At 54.9% G+C, this 24,117-nt stretch carries 18 protein-coding genes; 9 read left to right on the forward strand and 9 right to left on the reverse strand.

Annotation, left to right across the window (positions count from 1 at the left end; genetic code table 11):
* Positions 1-3: 3 nt before the first annotated feature.
* Complete coding sequence (locus OLTU_RS19360) at positions 4-2,343, forward strand: adenylate/guanylate cyclase domain-containing protein (protein WP_141734410.1); 2,340 nt, start codon at positions 4-6, stop codon at positions 2,341-2,343.
* Between the two features lie 23 nt (positions 2,344-2,366).
* Here OLTU_RS19360 and OLTU_RS19365 read toward each other — a convergent pair whose 3' ends face one another.
* On the reverse strand, positions 2,367-3,059 hold the full coding sequence (locus OLTU_RS19365; RefSeq protein WP_141734411.1) for an SDR family oxidoreductase: 693 nt from the start codon (positions 3,057-3,059) through the stop codon (positions 2,367-2,369).
* Between the two features lie 104 nt (positions 3,060-3,163).
* Positions 3,164-5,068, reverse strand: coding sequence for an LTA synthase family protein (locus OLTU_RS19370; RefSeq protein WP_141734412.1), 1,905 nt, complete (start codon positions 5,066-5,068; stop codon positions 3,164-3,166).
* Positions 5,069-5,258: 190 nt separating this feature from the next.
* Here OLTU_RS19370 and OLTU_RS19375 point away from each other — a divergent pair, with 190 nt between their 5' ends.
* Positions 5,259-6,092, forward strand: coding sequence for a hypothetical protein (locus OLTU_RS19375; protein WP_141734413.1), 834 nt, complete (start codon positions 5,259-5,261; stop codon positions 6,090-6,092).
* Here OLTU_RS19375 and OLTU_RS19380 read toward each other — a convergent pair whose 3' ends face one another.
* On the reverse strand, positions 6,093-7,307 hold the full coding sequence (locus OLTU_RS19380; protein WP_141734414.1) for an EAL domain-containing protein: 1,215 nt from the start codon (positions 7,305-7,307) through the stop codon (positions 6,093-6,095).
* Positions 7,308-7,479: 172 nt separating this feature from the next.
* Here OLTU_RS19380 and OLTU_RS19385 point away from each other — a divergent pair, with 172 nt between their 5' ends.
* Positions 7,480-8,601: an endonuclease/exonuclease/phosphatase family protein gene (locus OLTU_RS19385; protein WP_141734415.1), complete on the forward strand. Its 1,122-nt coding sequence runs from the start codon at positions 7,480-7,482 to the stop codon at positions 8,599-8,601.
* A gap of 6 nt (positions 8,602-8,607) precedes the next feature.
* Here OLTU_RS19385 and OLTU_RS19390 read toward each other — a convergent pair whose 3' ends face one another.
* Together OLTU_RS19390 and OLTU_RS19395 are read right to left on the reverse strand one after the other, a co-directional pair.
* Entirely contained in the window at positions 8,608-9,813 is a 1,206-nt protein-coding gene (locus tag OLTU_RS19390) for a phospholipase D-like domain-containing protein (RefSeq protein ID WP_141734416.1), read from the reverse strand.
* Positions 9,814-9,826: 13 nt separating this feature from the next.
* Positions 9,827-12,034 (reverse strand): Hpt domain-containing protein, encoded by a 2,208-nt coding sequence (locus OLTU_RS19395; RefSeq protein ID WP_218110137.1) that lies wholly within the window; start codon positions 12,032-12,034, stop codon positions 9,827-9,829.
* Positions 12,035-12,287: 253 nt separating this feature from the next.
* On the opposite strand from OLTU_RS19395, the gene OLTU_RS19400 reads away from it, so the two are divergent.
* From OLTU_RS19400 to OLTU_RS19420, 5 genes are all read left to right on the forward strand, one after another.
* The gene (locus OLTU_RS19400) at positions 12,288-14,846 is read left to right on the forward strand and encodes a TonB-dependent receptor domain-containing protein (RefSeq protein WP_141734418.1); all 2,559 of its coding nucleotides are present in this window, start codon (positions 12,288-12,290) and stop codon (positions 14,844-14,846) included.
* A gap of 134 nt (positions 14,847-14,980) precedes the next feature.
* Positions 14,981-15,940, forward strand: coding sequence for a hypothetical protein (locus OLTU_RS19405; RefSeq protein ID WP_141734419.1), 960 nt, complete (start codon positions 14,981-14,983; stop codon positions 15,938-15,940).
* Positions 15,941-16,085: 145 nt separating this feature from the next.
* Positions 16,086-16,820, forward strand: a complete 735-nt coding sequence (locus OLTU_RS19410; RefSeq protein ID WP_218110138.1) for a substrate-binding periplasmic protein — start codon at positions 16,086-16,088, stop codon at positions 16,818-16,820.
* Positions 16,817-17,602 (forward strand): substrate-binding periplasmic protein, encoded by a 786-nt coding sequence (locus tag OLTU_RS19415; protein WP_141734421.1) that lies wholly within the window; start codon positions 16,817-16,819, stop codon positions 17,600-17,602. Before OLTU_RS19410 ends, OLTU_RS19415 begins: the two co-directional genes overlap by 4 nt.
* A 9-nt stretch (positions 17,603-17,611) precedes the next feature.
* Positions 17,612-18,421, forward strand: coding sequence for a substrate-binding periplasmic protein (locus OLTU_RS19420; RefSeq protein WP_141734422.1), 810 nt, complete (start codon positions 17,612-17,614; stop codon positions 18,419-18,421).
* A gap of 21 nt (positions 18,422-18,442) precedes the next feature.
* On the opposite strand, the gene OLTU_RS31990 is transcribed toward OLTU_RS19420, so the two are convergent.
* The 4 genes from OLTU_RS31990 to OLTU_RS19435 all read right to left on the reverse strand — a co-directional run bounded on the left by OLTU_RS31990 (position 18,443) and on the right by OLTU_RS19435 (position 21,724).
* Positions 18,443-18,619, reverse strand: a complete 177-nt coding sequence (locus OLTU_RS31990; protein WP_176736774.1) for a hypothetical protein — start codon at positions 18,617-18,619, stop codon at positions 18,443-18,445.
* Between the two features lie 302 nt (positions 18,620-18,921).
* The gene (locus OLTU_RS19425) at positions 18,922-20,769 is read right to left on the reverse strand and encodes a cation:proton antiporter (RefSeq protein ID WP_141734423.1); all 1,848 of its coding nucleotides are present in this window, start codon (positions 20,767-20,769) and stop codon (positions 18,922-18,924) included.
* Positions 20,766-21,407, reverse strand: coding sequence for a DsbA family oxidoreductase (locus tag OLTU_RS19430; RefSeq protein WP_141734424.1), 642 nt, complete (start codon positions 21,405-21,407; stop codon positions 20,766-20,768). The genes OLTU_RS19425 and OLTU_RS19430 overlap by 4 nt, the downstream gene beginning before the upstream one ends.
* On the reverse strand, positions 21,404-21,724 hold the full coding sequence (locus OLTU_RS19435; protein WP_141734425.1) for a hypothetical protein: 321 nt from the start codon (positions 21,722-21,724) through the stop codon (positions 21,404-21,406). The genes OLTU_RS19430 and OLTU_RS19435 overlap by 4 nt, the downstream gene beginning before the upstream one ends.
* 256 nt (positions 21,725-21,980) lie before the next feature.
* Here OLTU_RS19435 and OLTU_RS19440 point away from each other — a divergent pair, with 256 nt between their 5' ends.
* Positions 21,981-24,044 (forward strand): adenylate/guanylate cyclase domain-containing protein, encoded by a 2,064-nt coding sequence (locus OLTU_RS19440; RefSeq protein WP_176736775.1) that lies wholly within the window; start codon positions 21,981-21,983, stop codon positions 24,042-24,044.
* Positions 24,045-24,117 lie beyond the last annotated feature (73 nt).

The following is a 24,117-nucleotide window of genomic DNA, read 5'->3' on the forward strand; positions in this document are numbered from 1 at the left end:
ACCATGCTGGAAAAAACCTCGCTCCGGCATAAACTCGGCCTCGTGACCATCTGTCTGCTCGTCATTGCGGGCAGTTATTACGCAATGTTTCAGCACTACCGCTCCTTTCGTTTTACCAAAACGGAAGCGGATCTGATCTATCGCATTGAAGCCAAACTGCTCGATTACCGTCTGAAAATGCGGGGACCCATAAAGGGTTCCGGCCATGTGGGTATCCTGGCGATTGATGAGCGATCGATCGCTGAATTTGGTCGCTGGCCTTTCTCACGTCGCTACTATGCCCAGGCCTTCGAAAATCTCAAAAACCTGGGCGTTCGCTGGATTGGATTCGATGCCATTTTTTCTGAACCGGAACGAACGGCCCATGAGGATTTTCAGCCGCTGTTCCAATCTCTGGGCAACGATCAGCGACCGGCTAATGTTAAAAAGACTCTGCAGCGCTATGCAGCTATGCAAAGCCAAAGTCCGGCCGATCGTTCCTTTCAGCAGGCCATCGCGGACTTTCAGCGCATAACACTCGGCTATCTTTACTTTGGCCATCCCCATGAGGCCGAGCTGAACCGCAAACCTGGAAAGAGCCCCTTTCCGCAGCTTCAGCCGATGGTGGACGCCTCACAGATCATGGCTGATCTTCCTCAGGGCCGCGTGCTGCATGACTATCCTGAACTGAGCCGTGCCTATGGTCTCATCTCCAATACGCCGGACATCACGGCAGCCGGGCAGCATTTCGCCTTTTTCAGCAATGATAATGACAGTGACGCCATCAATCGTTGGGTGACCCTGGTAGCGAATGTGGATGGCCAGCTGATGCCTTCACTGGTCTTAAAGACCGCCGCAGAGTATATGAATCGGGAAATTTTCGCGGTCTTTGATCCCTTTGGGATCGACACGCTCGCCCTTGTGAGCCGCGACAATCCCGAAGATGTGCTTGATATTCCCATCGACATCCGTGGCGCCGGTCGCATGCTGATCAACCCCCTGGGTCCCGGCGGTTCCTTTAAACATTTCAGCCTGGTTGATGCCTATAACAATACCTTCAGCGAAGAGGAAAAGAACGCGCTTCAGGGCTCCATCCTGCTCCTGGGCGGGACCGCGGCCGGCACCAATGATATTCGGCCGAATGCTTTTGATCCTGCGATTGATGGCGTGGAAAACCATGCGGCAGCCATCGATAACATCATCCAGGGCAATTTCATGCGCCGACCGGTGTCCATCTATAAAACCGAACTCCTGATTATCCTCGTGGTCGGCCTGGTCTTTGCGCCCTTGATGATCTTCTCCCACGCGTTGATGTCCGGCATAGCCGTCCTGCTGTTTGTGGTGGGCTATTACTATGTGGATAAGCACTTCTGGTTTGGGCGTGGCATCTGGACCTTTATTGCCGTGCCCTGCCTCGAAATTATTGCCATGGGTTTCATCACGACCATTTATAAGTACATGACCGAGGAACTCGAACGCAAAAAACTGAAGGGCGCTTTCCAGCATTACCTGAGCCCCGAGGTTATCAATCAGATGCTGGAGCATCCCGAAAAGATGCAGCTTGGTGGTGTGCGCCGGGACTTGACGGTGCTCTTCTCGGATGTGCGTGGGTTCACGACGATCTCGGAATCGCTCTCGCCGGAAAAACTCTGTGAGCTGATGAACGAGTACTTCACGCCCATGACGTCACTCATTTTACGCAGCGGCGGTGTTCTCGATAAGTATATCGGCGATGCGATCATGGCCTTCTGGGGGGCACCCGTCGCACTGCCCCAGCATGCGGACTGCGCCGCGCAGGTCGCCCTCGATATGCTGCGCGCCCTGGATCAGGTCAGACAGACCTTCAAGGAAAAACAATTTCCGCCCATTGATATCGGGATCGGCCTGAATACCGGACCGATGTCAGTCGGCAACATGGGTTCGACGGAACGTTTCACCTATACGGTCATGGGCGATGCCGTGAATCTCGGTTCACGTTTGGAGGGTTTGACCAAGGAATACGGCGTTCAGATCCTGATCAGCGAATTCACGCAAAAGCAGCTGACACCCGGACGATTCTTCACGCGCGATCTCGATCATATTCGAGTGAAGGGCAAGCTGGAGCCCGTGCATGTCTTTGAGCTGGTGCGGCCCGAAAATTTCCGTTCGCTGCCGGATCTGCAGAATTTCATCGAAACCTTTCACGCCGCACGCCAAGCCTATCGGGAGAAACGCTGGGAGGACGCGATCAGGCTGTTCAACGCCTGCCTTCTGCAACGCCCAGGCGATAAGGCTTCTGCACTTTATGTGGAACGCTGCACGCAATACTGCGAGCAGCCACCTGTTGATAACTGGGACGGCGTTTATACCTTCAAGCACAAATAATGAACCGGACGGTACGGCCCTGATCACCAGGGCAGCGTCTGACCTTTGAAATTGCGGAACTGTCCTGAATCCTCGCTCCTGAGACCGGCGATCACGCGGGTCAAACCGCTGATGGATTCCTCCACGGCCGTCGGCGCCTGCGAGCCGCCCATTTCCGTCTGCACCCAGCCTGGATGCAGGGCGACAGCGATCAGCCACGGATAATCGGTGGCCAGGGAACGTGTGATCATGTTCAAGGCTGTTTTGGAACTGCGATATCCATAGTAACCACCCGAAGCATTATCGGTGATGGAGGCCATCAGGCTCGACATCATGGCCACGATGGGCTTCGTTGATTTTTGCAGAGCCGGCAAAGCCATCTGGGTCAGAGCCACGGGGGCGATGACATTCACTTCAAAGGACTGACGCAAAATTTCAAGCGGCAGCTTTTCAAAATCCATATGCCGGTCGAGCAGAACGCCTGCGTTATTTATCAGAAGATCAAGGGAGCCTGCCTCCCAGCGTTTCCTCAGCGGCAGCAGGGACTCATACTGGGTGACGTCCGCATCGAAAACCTCAAGCTGATCCCTATACGTCTGAGTTAATTTTTTCAGACTGTCCTTCTCTTTGGCCTTGCGTGCCACAGCCAGAACCTGCCATCCGGCTTTCAAATAATGTTCCGTGTAACCAAGGCCCAGCCCGCGAGCGGCACCCGTGATGCAAACTGTCTGACTCATAAGTGTCCTCCCTTGCGTTAAGCCCCGAGCTTAGCATGGGAGGAGAGGTCTTGCCACTCCCCTTGCCCCTGGCCAGTTTCCCCACGTCGTGAGGGCCCCTGACTCTAGCGTGTGCTGATGTAATCGATGTAGGCGCGGTAGAACAAAATATTCTGTTCGGCTTCACCGTCGGGCGGTCTCGACTGCCAGGCGCCAGGATTCCAAAGGTTTTGCGTGGCGGGATCAAAGAGGTGCTGCTCGAGGCGCGACAGCACAGGCAAACGGCGTGCGCTGTAAAACGGGTTTTCGCCCATGCTCGGGAAATCGTCGAGGCCCATGGTTTCGGCAAGGAATCGCGAGATATCGACCTGGCTGACGAGCGTCTCAAGCTTCAGATGCGGCAGCTGCAGATCCTGCAGAGCCTTTTCCGCGAGGCCACCCGTGATGATGAGATTCATATGGGACTGCAGACGGGCCGCGGCCGTGCCTTGATCACGATAAATAGTATGATAGGGCGGAACCTGGTTGCCATGATCGGTGGCCAGAATCAGGATCATGTCGTCCCAAAGGCCCAATTCACGCATCCGTTCCACAAAAAGACCAATGGCGTGATCGGTATAGGCGGTTGTGCGATAGCTGGGGTGCTGAACCTGCTCCGGCAGAGCATAGGGCACGATATCCTGCGGCATATCCCAGGGTATATGATTGGTCACGGTCAGGAGCATCCCGGCAATGGCGTCCGCTTGGGATTCCTGCTGGCGTTTTTTCAGTTCCATGGCGCTGCGCCGCAGAAAGCTGATGTCACCGACACCCCAGCTGGTCCGGGGACTCTGAGCCGGGAAATGATCCTGTGTCAGCAGCTGCTGCACGCCGTGCTTGCGCCAAAAGCTCACCTGATTATCAAAGAGACCGTTGCCACCGTGATACCAGAAGCTCTCCACCCTGGCCCCGCCCGGCAAAGGCTTTTGCAAGGCATCCGAGAGGCAGCGGATCGGAGCCACTGCATCGTAACGCATCAGGGAGGTATCCCGACTGCTGATGTGCCCACAGAAAACCGCTTCCTGTCCACCACGCGTCACCGATCCCGTGGACCAGGCGTTCATGAAAACAATGGACGAGGCCGCCAGGCGATCCAGATGCGGGGTCAGACTCGGAGCCTCGGGCGCGAAGTAACCGGTCTCAGCCGGGCGGAGCGATTCCAGCAGCATGACCGCAAGAATCGGTTTGCGTCGAGCATGCACCGCATTCTGCCATTGGTCCTTCAATTTCATACTGATCGGATGCACGGATCCGGCAGGATGCTCCTTCACTTCCCGCAAAAGCTCAGGAAAATCCTTGGCTGTTGGCGGCAGCTGCAGAAGCGTGAGCAGACGTTCCCGTTCCGCGGCGCTGACCGGTTCAATGGCCTTGGCGCGGATGAGCTGACTGTAAAGTTTTTCCAGAACATTCATCTGCAGATTTTCGGGAATGAACCACTGCACGCGCCAATGGATATTGCGGTTATGGAGAAAGACCAGAACGAGGAGCACGGTGACAAATATTTTTCCGCCATGGCGGGGCTTTGGTCTCTGCCCCAGTCTCGACTGCAAAAGCAGGATCACACTGGCCATGGCAAGATAAGCCGCCAGCGGCCAGCCCAGCATGGACTGACCATTGGCAAGGATAAAGGCGGAATCATAAAGATAACGCAAATGAAAGGCCATCATGGTGAAGCCAAAGAATTCCACATACGTTTGATGGGACGTCAGCAGGACCGCCACCACGATGAAAAGAAGAGCCCGCAGCTGCCAGGCGCGGGACGCTCGCAATTTCTGCCAGAGCAGGCGGTGCCAGCCCGCGCTCAAAAGGGCCAGAAGGCCGGCCATCCAAAGGTCACTCAAAAGGCCCACGAAGAAGCCGGACCATTGCCGTGCTCCGGTTAAAACGTCGGCATTGAGCGCGGCAAAGGTGAAGGCTCGATGCAGGACAAAGAGCACCGCGAAAAGCAGAAAATCCGCAAGGAAGATTTGATAATACGATGGTTTTTTCATGCCTGAACTGACAATGGGGGTTGAAGAAGAGTCTTTGTTGTCTCTTCTTATTTACTTCATAGGGAGGTCTTTAACAAGCGTCAATATGGGACTTTGATCCGCGGCCTGCCTTGACTTTTCGATCCACCGCATATTACTTTCTTGTCTCTTCATCACATGTTTTCCTTAACTTTTATGAGGAGGTTTATCCATGATGGATAAGCAATTACTGGCAGGAGCCTTGTTTTTCAGCACTTTGCAAGCTTTTGGCGCCGACTTCTCGGAAGCTGACGCAAAATTCTCTCAGCGCGATGTGAGTCTTCAGGCCACGCTCGACGCAAGAGCCGCTTACAAAAGCATACTGGATACAGCGTCCACGGACGAGGACAAACTCAGAGCAGCCGAGGGTTATCTCCGAACCTACATGTTTGAGGGCACGCATTACCACAGCCTGGAGACCGAGGAAGGCCGCGCGGCGCGTAAAATCGTGTTTTCCAGCTGCTGGTCGCAAGCGGCGGAAACGGTAAGCCCCAGCGTGCTCGGTTTTGCATCACCGGTTTATTATTACTTCCGCTCGGCGTGTCTAGCCTATGACGCTCAGGTCTCGACTTTGGAGGGAAAGGTCCAGATTGTTCCGCAGCTTTTGAGTGCGATTCAGACCGGTCTGCAGATCGAAGGTGGAACCACGTATGAGGCCGGTGGCCTTTACCGGGTGGCTGCGGCGGTGAAGTATAATCCCGCCGCTCAGGAGGTGCCGGGTGGACTTTATAATCCGGAGGAAGCCCTGGTTCTGATCGATCAAGCGATTGCAGCCGATGGGTCCCTTCCCGGCAACCTTTACTGTGAAAATTTTAGTCACAAGGTCCGCAATCTCATGGTCCTTGGCAAACCAACTGAAGCGCTGAATCTGACGACACAGTCGCTGAATGATTTTGAAACTCATTTGAGTGCCGGTCGCATTCCCGAGTTCATCCGGGCCGAAACCATGGACTGCCTGACTCTGCTTACGCAGTTGAAAGGCAGCCTCGAAACCGCCACACCATAATCAGCTGGCCGCACCCAGGGCTTTTTTCGCACGAATGAACTTCAAGGCCTCGGGCAGCGGCAAGGCAGGGCTGAAAAGAAAGCCCTGCCCATAACGGCAATTCATGGCCTGCAGCGCAGCGCATTCGGGCTCGGTTTCCACACCTTCCGCAATAATGGGAATGCCGAGCTGATTGGCCATGTCCACGATCGCTGCGGTGATGGTGTAGGTCCTTGGGTCTTCGAGCAGGAGCTGCACAAAGGCCTTGTCCACTTTCAAGGCATCGACCTGGAACTTGGCCAGGTAACTCAAACTGGAATAACCGGTTCCAAAGTCATCGAGCGCGATGGGGAAACCCAGACTGCGGCAGCGTTCGATGGCATAGATGGCAGCCGGACCTTCCATAAAGATCCGTTCCGTGACTTCCAGTTTGATCTGATCGTTCCGCAGTCCATTTTTCTTGACGACCTCGGTCAGATGATCAAAAAACTGGGGATCATGAAACTGGCGGCTGGAAATATTGATGCTCATGAACAGGGGCTCGCTCAGCCCCTGCGTTTTCATTTCCTGGATAATTCGGGTATGAGCGGCGCAGGCATTTTCCAGGACCCAGCGTCCGATGGGAACGATGAGTGAGGTTTCCTCGGCGATGCCCATGAAGATATCGGGCTGCACGAGCCCACGGTTGCTGCTATGCCAGCGGATCAGGGCCTCGAAACCGGCGATCTGCATCCTCTGCAGGTCCATGACCGGCTGAAAATGCAAGGCGAATTCATTGGCGCCGAGGGCGAGTTTCAGCTCGGCTTCGATGCGGATCTTGTCGATGACTTCCTGAGCCAGGCCGGAGCTGGAAACCGTCGTTTCCTCCTCCTCCTCGTGCCTGACTTTCTTGGTGCTTTCATTGGTATGCCGCATCCGTTTCAGCAGCATGGCCACCAGCAGGCGGACGATCGGATCGGCGTTCTTGATGCGTTCCGAAATCGCTTCACTGGAGACCGACATCAGCTCACAGGGATCCAGCGCGATCGCCGAGGCCGAGCGCGGCGAGCCATCGATCACGGCCATTTCACCAAATATTTCGCCGACTCCGAGGATGCTGAGCGTCACCCGCTCGGGCCCCGTACCGACAAAGATTTCCACCCGTCCGCTTTCAACGATATAAGCGCAGTCCCCGTGGCTTCCTTCGGCACAGATCATGTCGCCCTGTTGAAAACGCAGTTTCTGCCTAACCACCATAGCATTGCCTCGTCCGGTTAGCCGCACTTGGGAACATAAAAAGCTGCGTTAAGTTTCATAGAAATGATGCCAGCCTTCGCCATTCATTTCAAGCAAAGGTGGAAATTCAAGACAAGTGCGGGCTGCAGTTGTATAGTGGCCCTAACGTTTGAACCCGGACATAGGACGACCCATGGACTCCCAGAAAGCATCGCCTCGCTTCGTTGGACGCCTGATTCTCACGACCCTGTTTGCGCCCTTCCTGATGGGGACAAAGCCGGTCCCGGAAGCCAAACATCCCGAGCCCGAGCCTCCGGCTCCCCTGTTCGTGATGTCCTATAACGTGGAAAACCTCTTCGACACCGAACATGACGAGGGGAAGGATGACTGGACTTACCTGCCGCTGGACCGAAAAAAAACCGCGGATCATAAGAAACGCTGCGCCGAGGTCGGTGGCAGCAAACAGAGAAGCCGTGAATGTGAGACGCTGGATTGGTCGGAGACAGAACTTAAAACCAAGCTCGGGCGCATTGGCAAAATTCTGACCAGTGTGAACAAGGGTCAATGCGCTGATGTTCTGATCCTGGTGGAGATTGAAAATCTCAAGGTGCTGGAACGTCTGCGGACGGAATTTCTGAGTGCCTGCAAATATAAGCCTGGCATCCTGCTGGAAGGCAACGACCGCCGCGGTATTGATACGGCGATCCTGTCCCGCCTGGAACTCACGGGCGCACCACGACTGCATGCGATCGACTTTGTGGAAAGCCGCAGAAACGGGGAAACCCCGCGTTCCCGTGATCTCCTGGAGGCCAGTTTCAAGCTGGCTTCAGGTGAAATCCTCACGGCCTTCGCCATTCATTTCCCGGCCCCCTATCATCCCTTCATCGAACGCCTGGAAGCGATGCGGACTTTGAATAAAGCCGCGCAAAAGGCCGCCGAGCAGGCTCACGTCGTGATCGCGGCGGGCGATTTCAACATCAATGCCAAGGAGGATTCCCGCTTCTACCGGGCCGTGGCCAGCCTGGATTGGCAGGTGTCGCACCTGGAAGGCTGTCGCACTTGCCTCGGCACGCACTACTTCAAGCGCGATGATTCCTGGTCCTTTTTGGATGCGATCATGGTCTCCAAGCACGGCCGGAAACATCCACACTGGCAGTGGACGCTTGATCCCGCTTCCGTGGCTTTGGTGCAGGGTTTTGATTTTCAAACGGATGCCAAGGGTCTGCCGATAGGCTGGGAACGGGCCACGCTTCCCGGGCAATCGGATCACCTGCCGATTACCCTGCAGCTGAAAGCGGTGCCGCGGAAGAAATAACCGGCTTCAATGGGCTTTCAAATGCCCTTGGCTATCCGGCTTGAGCATGGCGGTATAATGCGAAGTCCAGTAGCGATCAAAGACCTGGCCCATGTTCTGGGCCAGCTTGGGACTATCCAGGATCAGACTGATATTGCGGGAACTGTAGAAGTAATCGCCTTCGAGGTTGGCCGTCCCGAGCCAGGCCAGACGATCGTCGACGACCATGTACTTGGCGTGAACCAGGCGCGCGTAAGGGATGACGCCCGAGCTATGGGTCGGGATTTTGACAAAACCGACCTGAACACCGCCATCAATCAAACCTTTGAAAAAACGTGGCTTATTGATGTTGTCGACCATGACCTGAACCTTCACACCACGCGTGACGGCGTCGATGAGAACCGATTCCAGCTCCAACCAGGACCGTCTATCATGGAAACTGGGGCGATAGATCATGGCAGCGATACGCACCTGGGTTTTGGCCTCCCGCACCATTTGCAGAATCGCCGGCAGGTCCCAGACCGTTGAACTTTTCTTGTCCGGATTGGGACTGACTTTCAAGGAAACGGTATTGACGACCCCGTTGGCATCCTTCCACACCGCCGGCTGGAAAAATTGGGGGTCCAGCTCCTGAACCGCTTCCTTGTTAAACGCCTTGTTCCAGTCGTCATTGAAAACAGTCATCAGACTGGTGACCAAAGGCGGCGAACGGAAACGGTAGCCCAGTTCCTTGATATGATCCAGCGCCTTCCAGTCCAGATTCTGACTGCCAAGAAACGCATCCTGACCATCGACAATAAAATATTTCGCGTGCTGAACGCCCCCGGTTTTCGACCAGCGGTTCGTAATGCGGAGCTCGGTATTGGTCCATTTCCTGATGCCTTCGACCGCTTTGCCGATATCGTCGGGATAGCGTTTGATGAAAGCCTCATCCAGAAGAAAGCGAACCTTGATGCCACGGTGGGCCGCGGCTTCCATGGCTTTCAGAACCCGATCCAGGCTGGAATGCGGGGCGTTTTGCACATAAAAGTGGCTGACGTCAATCGTCCTGCGGGCCTTGCTGATCATTTCCATCCACACGGCTTCCGCTTTGGGAAGATCCTCGTGGCCCAGCTCTGTTTCTTCCGGAAAGGATTCCACCAGCTGAATCTGGGCGACGGGATCCGACTCATCGGGAATGGTGGAGCAGCCCCAGAGGAATGCAATAAGGAGAATGAAGTTAAGAAGTTTCATGATACACCACCTCTCAGGATGCTGATTTCAGGGGTTCCCGGGTTCTTTCGAGAGGCAGACGAATAACCCAGCGCAGCGCTGCAGTTCCAGCCTTCAGAAAGTCCTCACCGAGAATTTCACAGTCGATCGTTCCGCCCTGATGCTGAATCATGCTGCGGACCGCGCTCATCCCCACACCACGTCCGGAGACGACTGTCACCCGTTCCGCTGTGCTGAAGCCATCCGCAAAGATTGCATTCTGCAGATCCTCCCGCGTGGGATGAGTCCCTGCCGCGATCAGACCATGTTTGATCATGACGTCACGCGTACGGGCGATATCGAGCCCGTGGCCATCATCCTGATAGACGATTTCCACAGAATTTTCCGCACGCGCAATCGCCACATCGATCTGTCCCTGGGCGTTCTTATGCAAGCGATCGCGTTCAAATGGGGGCTCAATCCCATGATCCATACTGTTTCTAAAGAGATGCATGAAGACATCGCTGAGCAGGGTCAGGCGATCCGCCGGCAGATACACGTTGTCACCTTTGACCCGCAGAACCGGAGCGGGCTTCAGGCAGTCCCGGGCAATGGACGGCAGAGCGGATTGAGCCATGCTCTCCAGCGCCATACGCAGGTCCTGCTGTCCAAACACACCCTTCAGACGACGGCTGAGTTCGCGGGCCGCTGGACTCTCCCGTCCCTGCAGTTCCTTGACAAACTCCTCCACGAGGTCGCTGAAGGTGATCTTGATCTCGGCCTGAGCAATGCGCAGAACCTTATAACGAACACTCTGATACTGCTGATAGATTTCCTGAAGTTGCAGGAGTTGATTCGTGAGCTTCTGCGGATCAGGCAGAGTGGTGGCTCCCTGCAACTGCTCTTTCAAAAGACCTTCGATTTCATGGGTCTTGTCGGACAAGGCCGAGAAACCAAAGGTTCGCGAGTTGCCTTTGATGGTGTGCAGGCTGCGCATGGCGTCCCGCACCGATTCCTGCGAGTTCAGAAGGATGAGCTCGCGAATATTGCTGATACGGCCCGGCAGGGCATCAAAGAAGAGGTTGTAGGTCCCCGCTTCGCAGCTCATCAGCTCCTGCAGGCAACGGACCGTTTCCTGGTTGCTGCGGGCCAGGGCACGAACCGCTTGTATTTCCGTGACATCGCGCACGCAGAGCACCATTTTTTCAACTGTGCCGGCATCGGACACGACCGGCGACCAGGACAGGTCGAGAATTTTTGTACGCCCATCGACAGTAATCGCGTGATCGCGGGGCAAAAGAAAGCGGTTGAAATCAAAGTTCAGGTCCGAGCTGCCCAGAATCGCGTCCAGGGCCGAGAGGCATTGCGCGGCGGCATCCGAGTTTTGGCCACCAAACAGTAGGTCACCGAGCGTGCGACCTTCGACGCTGGAGATGCCAAAGATCTCGAGCAAATAGGGCGACGGCTGCGGGTCGAGTTTCTGCGTACGCGAGAAGGTTACAATACCTTCCTGCAGACTGCTGAACACGGCGGTCAGCTCTTTGGTTTTCTGCTCCAGCTGTGCCGTCCGATCCTGGACCTTCTGTTCGAGGCTGAAGTTTTGCTGCTCAATAATTCCGATTTTTTCGCGAACCGAATCGCGCATATGGGCAAAGTCACGAGCCAGGGCCCCGAGTTCATCATCGCGGGAAAGATCTATCGGCGACAGGAGGTTGCCGTTGATCACCTCATCCGTCTCCTTACGAAGTTTGAAGATCGGGCGTTTGATCAGCCGATCCGCAGCCAGCGAGATGGACCCGGTGAGGATAATACTTAATATGATACTGGCGATGATAATATTCAGGGTGTTGCTCATGATCCTTTGCTGGGCCACATGGGTGCTGACCAGAACATCGAGCTGTCCTATCTCATCCGCACCCTTGCTGATCCTGCGGGAGACCCGGAAGAAGTCGTCCTCGGAATAACGATCGAGGCTGATGCCCTCATAACCTTTTCCCTGGAACTTCAGCTGAATGTGCCCGCTCTTATCCCGAATGCTGACCACGGCGAACGTTTCATCGAGCAGAAGCGAGCGGCCAATGTCATTGACCCCCTCTGTATCAAAGTCCCAGAGCCGGTCAATCAAAGACAGTTGAGCGAGACTGGTCGTCTGATCCGCGTCGAGTTGCAGATCCTGAATCGTTCTTTGATAGAGATAGTAAGACGAGGCCAGAACCATCATCGACGTCATAACCAGGACGATACCGAGGATCGTCGCATTCAATCTGAATGTCAGGCTGGTTCGAATCATTTCCTTTTGGTTCCTATGATGGTCCATGGGTCGCGGTTCGGAGGGAATCGTGAGGAACTTAAGTGAGCGCAAACAAATTTCACAGACCATTTTTCCTCATGCTCGTATCATCACACGCCCTTCTCCTTGTTTTTGCCGTTTCCTCAACTCCATGCCCTCTATGAAATAACGGACATCCTGGTAAAAGAAGAGTAGAATTTACCCCAATGGCGCATAGGGAGGTTGAATGAAAGCTCTAGTTGTCTTGAGTCTTCTGGGAGCATTGTGTGCCCCAACGTGGTCCATCGCCCAGGAAAACACCACTGATGCCGCTCAGGAAGGTGCCGAGGCCAAGGAAAAAAAACCCGAGAAGATGGAAGTTACGGGTTCAAGGATTCGCCGCATTGATGTGGAGGGCCCCTCGCCGATCACGACGATCGAAGCGGAGGACATCACACAGGCCGGCGTGGAATCCGTGGGCGATCTGCTGCGGGATCAAACTTTTAATGCCTTTGGGTCACGGCGCGAGAAATCCGGCGGCAACTTTTTTGCCGAAGCCAACGTTGACCTTCGCGGTGTAGGCGTGGCACGTACCCTGGTGCTCCTGAATGGCAAGCGGATTGCCAAACGCGCTGGCGCCGGTGCCGTTGACTTGAACCTCATCCCTCTTGCTGCGGTCGAAAAAATTGAAATTCTCCGCGACGGAGCTTCCGCCATCTACGGTACGGACGCCCTGGGCGGTGTGATCAACGTCATCACCAGAAAAGACTTCGACGGCTCCGCGTTCAGCGTTCGATTGAACCTGCCCGAGGAACCCGGTGGCGAGTCCCGGACCTACACCTTCTTTCAGGGGACTCAATCCGAGAAGACCAGCACCACCACGATGGTGACCTATAACCAGCGTGAATCGCTGTCCTGGACGCAAAGGCCCGACCTTATCGAACGGCAAAGCACCCGGACGTTCGGGGGCCGCGGGAACTATCGCAATGGCAGCGGGCAGTGGGTTCCCTTCCCCGACTGTCCGGAAGACAAGCTTCTCGACACGGGAAGCGGTCCATCCTGCGTCTCGTACTACGCGGATGAGTCCGTGGTCATCCCGGCCGTTGAGACATTCAGCTTGCTCAACAGCTTCCGTCATCAGATCAACGATAACCTGGAGCTCTTTGGTGGGCTTTGGGGCATGCGGAAGACTTCAGTCTATAACTGGGGTCCCTATACGCCGTCGCGCAACTTCTCTGTGACCAATGCGACCGCGAAGAAAATGGTCGAGGGCACGTCCTACTCCACCATATTTGATGATCAGACCGGCGATGTCACCCTCCAGTTCCAACTTACCGATCTTGGCAACGAGGTCCGCGAAGTGGAGTCCACTGTGTTCGGTGGCGGGATAGGCCTGAGAGGCCCTCTGCCGATGAACGAGGACTGGGAATGGGAAGTCTATGTCACCGAAGATCGCGCTTTCCAATCGGATGTGGAGTCGAACGGCGCCATCAATAAGCGCACAGCCATCGAGCTGATGGAAACGGGCAAGTACAATCCGTTCGGGACGACACCGGAAGCCCGGGGTTCGCTCAATGATGCTGAAATCGCCCCTTGGATGAACACCATCAACTATTCTCGCGAAGCGACGGCTCAGTTTTCCGGTCCGGTCTTCGAACTGCCTGCCGGTCCCGTTCAGGCGGCTGCGGGCGTTGTCTTCCTGAGTGAGTCGTTTGTTGCCAAGAATGATCCCATCGTCAACCGTCTGGAAACCGATGGCCAAAGCTTCAATGGTGGCAATTTCACAGGATATGCCGGTGGTGGCGCACGGAAAGTCTATTCCGCCTTCGTGGAAACCAGCGTCCCTGTGCTTAAAGATCTTGAAGCCCAGCTGGCTGCACGCTTTGATCGCTACAGCGATTTCGGTTCGGCCGTCAATCCAAAGGTGGCTTTGAAGTATCGTCCCTTTGCTGATCTTCTGCTCCGTGCTTCGGCCGGAACAGGCTTCCGCGCGCCCACTCTGGATGAGCTCTATCGCGATAAGTATCAGCAGTATACGAGCTACCGTGACCGTAAACTTTGTCCGGTTGATGACAATAGCAACCCGAATTGTGGGAACAAAAACACCTATATCACGGCGGGTGGCAACCCCGACCTGGAAGAGGAAGGATCGGAATCCTTCTCCCTTGGTATCGGCTATGAACCCATTCAGAATTTGAGCCTGACGGTGGACTATTGGTCCTTGATCGTGCGGAACACCATCGGCTTTCAAAACCTGACGTCGTTGACGGAAGCTGAAGGCCAGGGCTATGACATCCGCAAATGGGCGACCATCACTCGCGATGAAACGACCGAGCAGATCGTCAGCGTCGTGGCCCTCAATCAAAATCTGGGCCGCAAGGAAGCGCGCGGTATCGACTATTCGGCCGCCTATTCCATGAAAACCGATGTGGGCAGGTTCAGTGTGAAAACGGATCATTCTGTGATGTTGACCAACAAATCGAAGGATTGGCCAGGAGCCGCACTCGAGGAGCAGGTTGGCAGGTTCAGCAGACCCAAGTGGCGGAACAAGACTTACTTCCGCTGGGACGAGCAGCCATATTCTGCAGGTGCAAGCCTGAATATCATCGGTCCACAGAAGAACGATGGCGCGGATGTCGCGGATTATGCTGAATGGGGCCTGAACGGGAGCTACAAAGCCTTCTGGAACGCAGAAATCGGCCTGGGTATCCAGAACGTATTTGATCGTCCTGTGCCGACCAACGACGATAGGCTCTATAGCTATCTTGGGCGCCGTATGATCATGAGCTACACGCAGAATTTCTAAGTATTACAGGTAGTAAATGTTACGTTTTGGGAAGGGAAGGCATTGGCTTTCCCTTTTTTCATGGCATTCGTAAAGTTTACCGGATACAGCACCGAAAGCATGTAAGGATCTGTAAGTACTGAATGGAGTGAATCATGAAAGCCATTGGCTACTTTTTATCACTGGTTGTCCTGGGCGCAGCTTGCGGACAGGTTCAGGAAAAGGAAGTGAAGTTGGAGATGCTGCCTCCGGGTGAGACGAATGCCAGCTATACTTCCACGAACGATGACGATGAAGAGGAAATAGAAGAAGACGACACCGAGGACGATACCGTCACGAGAGAGCAGCTTGCCGCTATTAACTACGAAGCATGGTCGCGGAGGAGTGAATCCTGCTCGAACAGCTCGCCCAGATACTGCAGTTTGACAGCAAATGTCGCTGTCACGGATGCAATCGTAACGGCCGTTCGGAACTGCAGTCCATCCTCTTCCATCTGCAAACTCAATGGCGTCGATTCAACATCGGCCAGTACCGGACCCATGTTTGCCTTCGTGCAGAAACTGGACGGCACAGCTACTCTGCTTCACGTACGTGGTTCCAATGGCGGCATATCCACCAATTTAAATATCGGCGATAAGATCTCATTTACGGCAACGAAGTTTTACCAAAACTTCGGCACCATGCGTGTCCATGAAGTCGACGCGGCCTCTGTAACGATCGGTACGGCCACAGCCACCGAACTGTTCCAGTTGAATGGCGTGGTCGCTGACATCGATGCCGTGGACTATGCAGCCGCCATCAATTCGGATGAGCTTTATCGCTTGCGAAGCGGCTATGTTAAAGTGAGTGGCATTGAAACCATGTCGTCCGACTCGTCCCGGTATTACTACGTTCTCAATACCAAAAGCTATACATCGGGCAATCGCCTGTTTTTCCGAGCCAACTCCAATGTGTTGACGGCGGATAAATGCTATCAGCTCAAGAATGTATCGTTAACCCAATCCACAACGCCCTCGGTCAACGGGGTCTATGTGATCGACCAGGGTTCATACGACACCAAGCTCAACGGCGTAACCACGTATACCGAGGTCGACTGCACAACCGCAGGCCTTTAAGCATCGAGCGGCAGGGCAATTCCTGCCGCCCCACCCCCCTCCGCTTTCATGTTAATCTCAAAACAAGTCGTATTCCATCATAGGCAGTCTCATGCTTTTCAAAATCCCATGTGCCCTGAGTACACTCCTGATCTCCTCCAGCCTCATGGCAGGCCCCAATCCGGCCTTGCGCTGGTGTGTTGACGACAAACCCTCCTTCTTCTTCTACAACAAAGTGGGCACCGAGGATTCCACGCATCCTGGCTTCGTCTTCGATCTGATTTCCCACCTGCGCAGCGAACTGCATCTCGATATCAAGGTCGTCCGTCGTTCGCAGAGCGCCTGCTCGGTTCTGCTGGAAAAAGGCGAGATCGATGTCGTCGGGCTGCTGAGCCACAATGAGGAGCGGGAGAAGATCGGCTACTTCCCCATGAGACACGGTGTGGCCGATGGTGATCGCGCGGTGATCAGGACCAGCTATTATCTGTATGCCCCCAAGGAAAAGAACATCAATTGGGACGGCAGGAATCTGACCCTGCTCAAGGGCAAGCGGATGGGAGCCATTGAAGGCTTCTCCATCGTTCATGATCTGGAGGCGGCCGGTGTGAAGGTGGAAACCTTCAAGTCGCTCGATGGCATGATCACCCGCCTGCAGAAGAACGATATCGATGCCGTGGCCCTGAACAATGACAAGATCAACCGCATCAGTGAGCGCATCCAGTTGCATAAGCATGACAAGCCACTCAAGACCAAGGATTACTTCATCCAGGTCTCGCGGCACTTCCAGGAAAAATACCCGTCGCTTCCCGATACGCTCTGGAAGGAAGGGGCCCGCTACCTCAAGACCGCCGACGGTCAGGCAGCGATCAGCAAGTACGAAAAACTGGAGAATTTCCCATGAAGGTTCTGGCGCTAGCCTTCACAGGACTGATGGCTTTCACCAGCCTGGCCGCGGCAGCGAGCGGAATCAAGGAGCCCGTGATCATTAATGATCCCGAGTGGCCGCCTTATTTTTTTGCCGGACGTCCGGATAATCCTCCTGGCATGATGAAGGAAGTGCTGACCCAATGCTTCACCCGCCTGCAGATACCGTTTGAATTCAAGTTCCAGCCCATCGAGCGCATGCAGGTCGGCATCGAGCAGGGAACGGTCGACATCAATATCTTTTCTTATAAGGAAGAGCGGGAAAAGGTCGTGGACTTCGGCAAGGACGTTATGTACACCTCAGGCTATCGCCCGGTGATCCGCGCCGACAGCAACATTACGATCAAAGGCATCCCCGATTTTGAACCCTACCGCCTGGGCCATACCATAGGCCTGCGCTATTCCAAGGAATTCTACGATTACATCCTCAAGCGAAAGGCGGCCCGTAGGCTGGATGAGAGTTCCAAGGAGGAATTCAATATCCGGAAACTCGTTGCCAAACGTATCGATATCTTTGTCTCCACGGATTCCACCACTCTCTATGTGGCGCGAAGGATCGGTCTCATCGATAAGATCAAACTCCTGGACTACTACATCCAGAAGGCTGATTATTTTATCGCGATTTCCAAAAAATCACCGCGCATTCCGGATCGCAAGGTCTTCATCGGTCAGCTCGAAGGCTGCATCCGTGATCTGCGCAAATCCGGTGAGATCTGCGGAATCTATGAGAAATATGATCAACCCTGTCCCGCGAAATAGGAGCCTTCCATGCGCGCCCTCCTCCTGTCAGCCTTTTTCAGCATGTCGGCCGCAGCCGCTGAATCACGGCCTGCGGAGATTCGGGTGTGTTTCGAGGACAAGCAGGCCTTTCCCCTCTACAACACCCCGGGTCTGGAGAACTCCAGGTCTCCGGGCATCCTGATCGATTTCATCAGGCATGTGACCCAGAAACATGGCCTGAAACTCAACCTGGTGCGGCGTCCTCCCAGCGCCTGCCGCATTCTGATGAAGTCCGGAACGGTCGACGCCTATGGCATCATCAGCCACATCCCCCATCGCGAGGACTGGGCGGTGTATCCACACCTGGCCGATGGCGCGCCGGACACAAACCGGGCCTTCAAGCGCACGGGTTATTTCCTTTATGGACGCACAGATAAGGACCTGCCCTGGGATGGCAGAAATCTAACCACTCTCAAAGGTCTTAGGATCGGCAGCAGCGATGGCTACTCCATTAACGAGGAACTCATCCAGGCCGGTGCTGTCGTGGAAACATTTAAATCCGTGGAGGCGATGTACACAAGGCTCGTCGCCAAACAGCTCGATGGCGTGGCCCAGCTTTCCAATCGCATCGATCGCAAGCTGGACAAGGGTGTGCGCAAGTATGCAGTTCCGCTCAAGATGAACGACTACTACTTCACGTTCTCCAAAGAGTTTTATGCGGATCACAAGGAATTGTGTGAGATGATCTGGAAGGATTCTGTGCTCTTTGAAGAGTCACCGGAAGGTCGCAGGATGATGATGCATTACGAGGCGCTCGGGGATTTTCCAAAGGAAGAGGGAGGTCGGTCGACCCCTTGAGGTCGACCACCACGGCTTACTTTACTGAGCGGATTTCTTGTCCAATGCTTCAAGCAAAGCTTGCTGTCTGACTTGACGAAGACCTTCGTCGCCAGTTTCGGTTGGGGCGGCATCATCCTTGGCCACCTGGCTTGTGGTTCCAACAGTAGTACAGCCGGTCGCGATCACAAGAACCAAAGACATCAAAACAGTTTTCATGGAGGATAGTCCTTCATCGGGGATGCTCTGTTTATCCGTCCTAAAAATCTGGATATTCAGGCAACCTACGGGAATCATTGATGATGGCGCTCCGTGTCCATCCAGCCTACGCATATATCTCATGCAATTTAAATGCTGGCAAGAGGTATTATGTCAAATTAACTTACCATTCCTTCGCATAAGTCCGGCTCATGAGAAACGCAGCAAAAGCCAATCGTTTCCATGAGCGTCAAAAACACGCAAAAAATGGCGTCGCAAGGGGTGCAAGAACTTGTGACAACACTTGAACGAACTCTGGGCAGCTACGGCGTTGGTAATTGTGTTTGCCAGGTGCCTTCCTGGAGAATCTCCTGAAGGATGTCGAAAGCCGAGAGACTATGCATAAGCAGGGTGAGTTCGGAACAGGTCGCCAGATCCACATCCGCCGCATAAGGTATGACCTGTCCCTGACGGACCACTGTGAGCGGCAGCACGGCGTAAGTCTTATCCTGCCATACCTTTTGGATTCCATTCTGCCCGCTCGTCCCGGGTCGGGGCACCAGGGTCACCCACTCCACCTGCTGCCGGTCGAGCAGATGACTCCAGTACACCGTATCCACCGGATTCCCAAAAGTTTCCACGGCCATGAGCGAGCGCAGGGTGTCCTGATTCACGTCCCGGCTCTTCTGGGTCAGAAAAAGCCGTGGGTTTCGGGAAATCTGCTGGACCTTCCGCAGCGCTTCAAGGTTCACGCCCACGTTGTTGACCAAACCGATCACGCCCCGCCGCGTATCCACCTGGGCCCGCCTCAGGACGGACGTTTCCATGATATTGCCATGGACGATACGCAAACCTTCCCGCTGCGCCTCCTTGCACTTTTGACCATCCCGATCGAGCAGCACCACATCCTGATCGCCTTCCATCAGCTTCTGCGCCAGCGCCCGGGCCAGGCGATTGGCGCCCAGGATCGCATATCCGTTGTTGCGAGGCCGTCGCACCCCAAGCAACCCGGCCACGGCATCGGCCGTGAGCCCCTGGAGTATCACGGTGGTGGCGATGACCAGAAAGACCAGAGCCCGCAATTGATTGCCGCCGCTGAAGCCGTTTTCCGCGAGACGCGTGGCAAAGAGTGAAGCGACCGCCGCGGCCACGATCCCCCGTGGAGCCAGAAACGACATGAACATGCGCTCGCGTTTGCCGAGGGTGGTGCCGCGTGTGCTCCAAATCACCACGATGGGACGGACGATAAACATAACGGCGAGAACGGTATAAAATCCGCGCCAGCCGAGTTCCATGATGTCCCGCATTCGTATCGAAGCGGTCAGCACGACAAACAGAAGACCGATCAGAAGGAGCGTCAGCTGTTCCTTGAATTCCAGCATTTTATGCCGGGTCGGCAGCCGGGCGTTGCCCACCACGATACCGGCGATGGTGACCGTCATGATTCCACTTTCATGGAACACGGCGTTGCTGGCCTGAAAAATCACCAGCGCCGCGGAAAGGGTCAGGACGTTGGCATATTCATCCGGCACGATATGCGGCCGCCGGAGGATCCAAACCAGGGTCATGCCGCCCATGGCTCCCGCCACCGCTCCAAAGAGCAGACGAAAACCCAGGTCCGCAAAACCGATGGCCGCATCCATGGGCGCGCCGCTGATCACCACCTCCAAACCAATGACAGCGATCAGAGCCCCTATCGGGTCGATGAGGACCCCTTCCGACTGCAGAATGGTTTGAAGATTTTTCCGAATACCAATCCGATGGAGAAGCGGCGTCACGACCGTGGGGCCGGTGACGATGATCAGGGTTCCAAAGAGGAAACTGAGCGTCCAGCTCCAGTCCATGATCACACGCGCCGCCAGCATTCCACAGATGGCGGTCAGCATAGCGCCCGAAGTGATCAAACGCCGAATCACGAGGGCATTGCGTTTCATCGCCCCCATGCGCAGGAGCATGCCGCCCTCGAAGAGGATCACCGACACAGCCATACCAATGAGTTCTGTGACTCGGGACCCCAGTTTCTCCGGATCGATCACGCCCAGTCCATCGGGGCCAAAGATGATGCCGCCTATAAGAAAAAGGACGATGCCGGGGACCTGGAGAAAGCGGGCAATAATCTGGCAAACCACACCGATGAGGAGAGCCAAAGACAGCATCAATGGAATCGTCATGCAGGTGCATCCCAAATTTTTTGTAAGGCCTGGGTGAAGGTCTCCGGCGGTTGAGCTCCGGAAACCAGGTACTTGCGATTGATCACAAAGGCCGGAACTCCGGTCAGACCAAAGAGCTGGGCCTCATCCTCATCCTGCCTCACCGCCTCCGTAAAGTCCGTGGACTCCAGTACGGTTCGGGCCTGCTCCCGATCAAGACCGGCTTCCTCGGCGATCGCGATGAGGCTTTCAATTTTGCCGATTTGACGACCTTCCGTGAAGTAGGCGGCAAACAATTTTTCATACACCTGATCCGCAAGACCAAGGCTTTTGCCCAGATGCAGGAGTCGATGGGCATGAAACGAATTGGTGGGAATAATGCGATCCATATGCAGGGTCAGACCAAGTTCCAGGGCCTGCGCTTCAAGGTTGGCATTGTTTTCCCGGGCCCACTCCACCGTGCGTCCGTATTTCCGGGCCAGGAGCTCATGGATGCTGATGCCATAATCCTGCGCAGCGCTGGGATCAAGTTCAAAACTGCGCCAGGTCACCTGCACCTGGTCCCGGTGCGGAAACGCGGTCAGCGCCTTTTGAAAGCGATGCTTCCCAATATAGCAAAAGGGACAGAGAATATCCGACCAGATTTCGATGCTAATCACGGGCGTGCCTTACTAATAATGGCTTTGATTAAACTCCGGCTGACGTTGCCGGCCAGCTCCTGAACCAAAGGATGGCGTATGGTTTGAAGCCAGACCCCTTCGAAGTCAAACTTTCCCTGGGTCTTGTACTGGACAAAGACCGTTTCCATCACCTTGAACAGTTCCTCCCGTTTGGCATCTGGCATCTCCACAAACGCGTCATGCAGCATGGTGAGCAGAATTTGACCTGAAAGAGCTGAGCCCAGTTCCAGTTTATCCTTGATGGCATTTTGAGCCAGTTGCCTGGCGGAACCGATCCACGATCCGAACTTATCCATAGCTCACGTCCTACCTTTCGCGTCGGGAACCGACATAAATAAGGTACGAAAGATTGGGCGAAAGTCAAAGTTCAGAATCAGAGTCAGTCCTTTTGCCTGTTTAAAAGGTCAGAACCCCTGACCAACTACAACGTAACTTTTTATTATTACTACATTTTTTTATATGTTTCCAAAAACGTATAAATAGGATCCTTCGGAAATGAAGGAGTTTGTCGAAAAACATCGAGTCGCTATCGATAGAGTCAAGCGAGGGTCTATGCAACACCGCATTCTATGGTTTCCCTTCATGCTTCTGCTGCTGTCCCTGGCAGCCTACAGCACGGTCAGCGCCGATGAACTTCGCCCGGATATGACCCTGGCCGAACTCGAATATGAAATCGCGGATGATCCCCGACGTGTGAATGAGTGGGCCCGGCAGACCTTTGCCACCATGGATCGCAACAAGACCCCGGATCAGTGGATCAGGATCCTGGCCACGGTTTTCCTGGCCAGTGCCCAGAGCGGCGAGGATCGCAGCGTGACCGCCTCACGATACAAAAAGGAAATCGACGATGCCCTGCCCATGTCGCGTCAGATTCGGGCCTGGCAGGAGTTTGATATCTTTCAATCCCTGGCCAACCAGCTGAAGTTCGCGCATGAATTTGATGCCTTCCTGGTCGAGGAATTGAAGCTTTTGAACTTTCTCTTCAAATCAGCCTCCGTGGACGTGGCCCTGATTCGTTTGAGTCAGATCGCCAATAGCCTCAGCCATCATGGGCGCCGGGCGGCCGCTCGCAAATATGCGAACCAGGCGAAGCTGATTCTGAAGGAAAATAAAGACATCAGTGAATTCCGTCGGGAATCCATTCACGGGACGATCGCCTTGATCCTGATGGAAGACCCTGACACCCGGACGAGTTCCGAGGAACTGTTCGAGGAGGCGACCCTGGCCTTTAAGAAAAACGGGCGGCGTCATCTTCTGGCCCAGACCACCTACAATTATGCGGCCAATTCGGTCTTTCAAGGTCGAGCCGCTCCCGACAAATTGCAAAAGGCCATCGCTTATCTTGAACTCGGCATAGCCGCCGCGCAGGAAATCAACGACACGGCCATCGGCGGTCTCTCACGGGCGCTTCTGGCCCATGCCCTGAATCGTCTGCGGAAATACGAAGAAGCGGAATCCGTGGCTCGGGAAGCCATCGCCTTTCTGCAGGGCAGCCATGATCTCGGCACCCTCAGCGCGAGCATCGCCGCCGGCACCGCCGCCATCGAGTTAAAAAAGTACGAGCAGGCCAAAATCAATCTGACCAGGGCCGAGGAGCTGGCCGAGGAGATCCCCGCGACTCCTCTTTATCTGCGGGTGGAGCTGAAGAAGAATCTATCGCAGCTATCCTTTGCCAATAAGAGTTTTGACAAGGCGTTCCGCTATCAGATCGAATACTACTACCTCGACAGCGAATGGAATCGGCAGGGGAAAAAGGACAGTCTCTCGGCCCGCCGCTCACTCGGTTTTACCGGGGATGATGAACCCCTGACGGATGATGGACCCCTGCCTATGACCTATGCGTCCTGGGCCATGGGACTTTCCTTGAGCCTGGCGCTCATCTGTATCGTGGTGGTGTATCGCAAGAACCGCACCATTCGCAAACTGGAAGCGGATTTTGAAACGCAAACCCTGCAGCGTTCGTTTCCTCCGAAACTGGTGGAGGAATTCATGCTGGGTCGCTCCACGCTGGATGAGTCGTCGCATTCGCGGCTGGTGACGGTGCTCTTTGCGGATCTGGTCGACTTTGGACCGATCTGTGACCGACTTGGGGCGGAGCGGGTGACACGGCTTTTGAATCAGTATTTTTCCAAAATGTCGGCGATCGTTTTTGATCATGAAGGCATGCTCGATAAGTATACCGGGCATGGCGTGATGGTGGTCTTCGGTGTGCCCCACAAGGCCGCCGGCCGGGAACAGGCCATTCGCGCGCTGCATTGTGGAATTGAAATGATGCAGGCTCTGAAGGACATGAGCGCGGATTGGAAAAAGGAATTTGGCGTCAGCATCACGATGCGTCTTGGTCTGTCGCAGGGTGAGGCCGTGGTGGGTTCCTTTGGATCGGAAAGCCGTAAGGAGTATACCGCCGTGGGTTCGACCGTGCATCTGGCTGCGGCTTTGCAGGAACATGCGGAATCCGGACAGATCCTGCTGGCGGAATCCGTCGCGCAATTTTTTACGGAAGACTGCGAACACGTCGGCGAACTCGTCACCGAAGCAGACGACAATCCTCTCGCTGTGTATAGGTATCCCTGGCAGCTCGATGCCGGGGACAGGCCTTTGGATTCTGTCGGCTAAAAGATCCACTTAAAAAAGTTTGTCACATTCAGGTCAGCTCCCCCGTATAAGGTTCCAAGCACTGGACGGCCTT

The sequence above is a fragment of the Oligoflexus tunisiensis genome (genome assembly GCF_001748245.1).
In the GTDB taxonomy this organism is placed as follows: Bacteria; Bdellovibrionota_B; Oligoflexia; order Oligoflexales; family Oligoflexaceae; genus Oligoflexus; species Oligoflexus tunisiensis.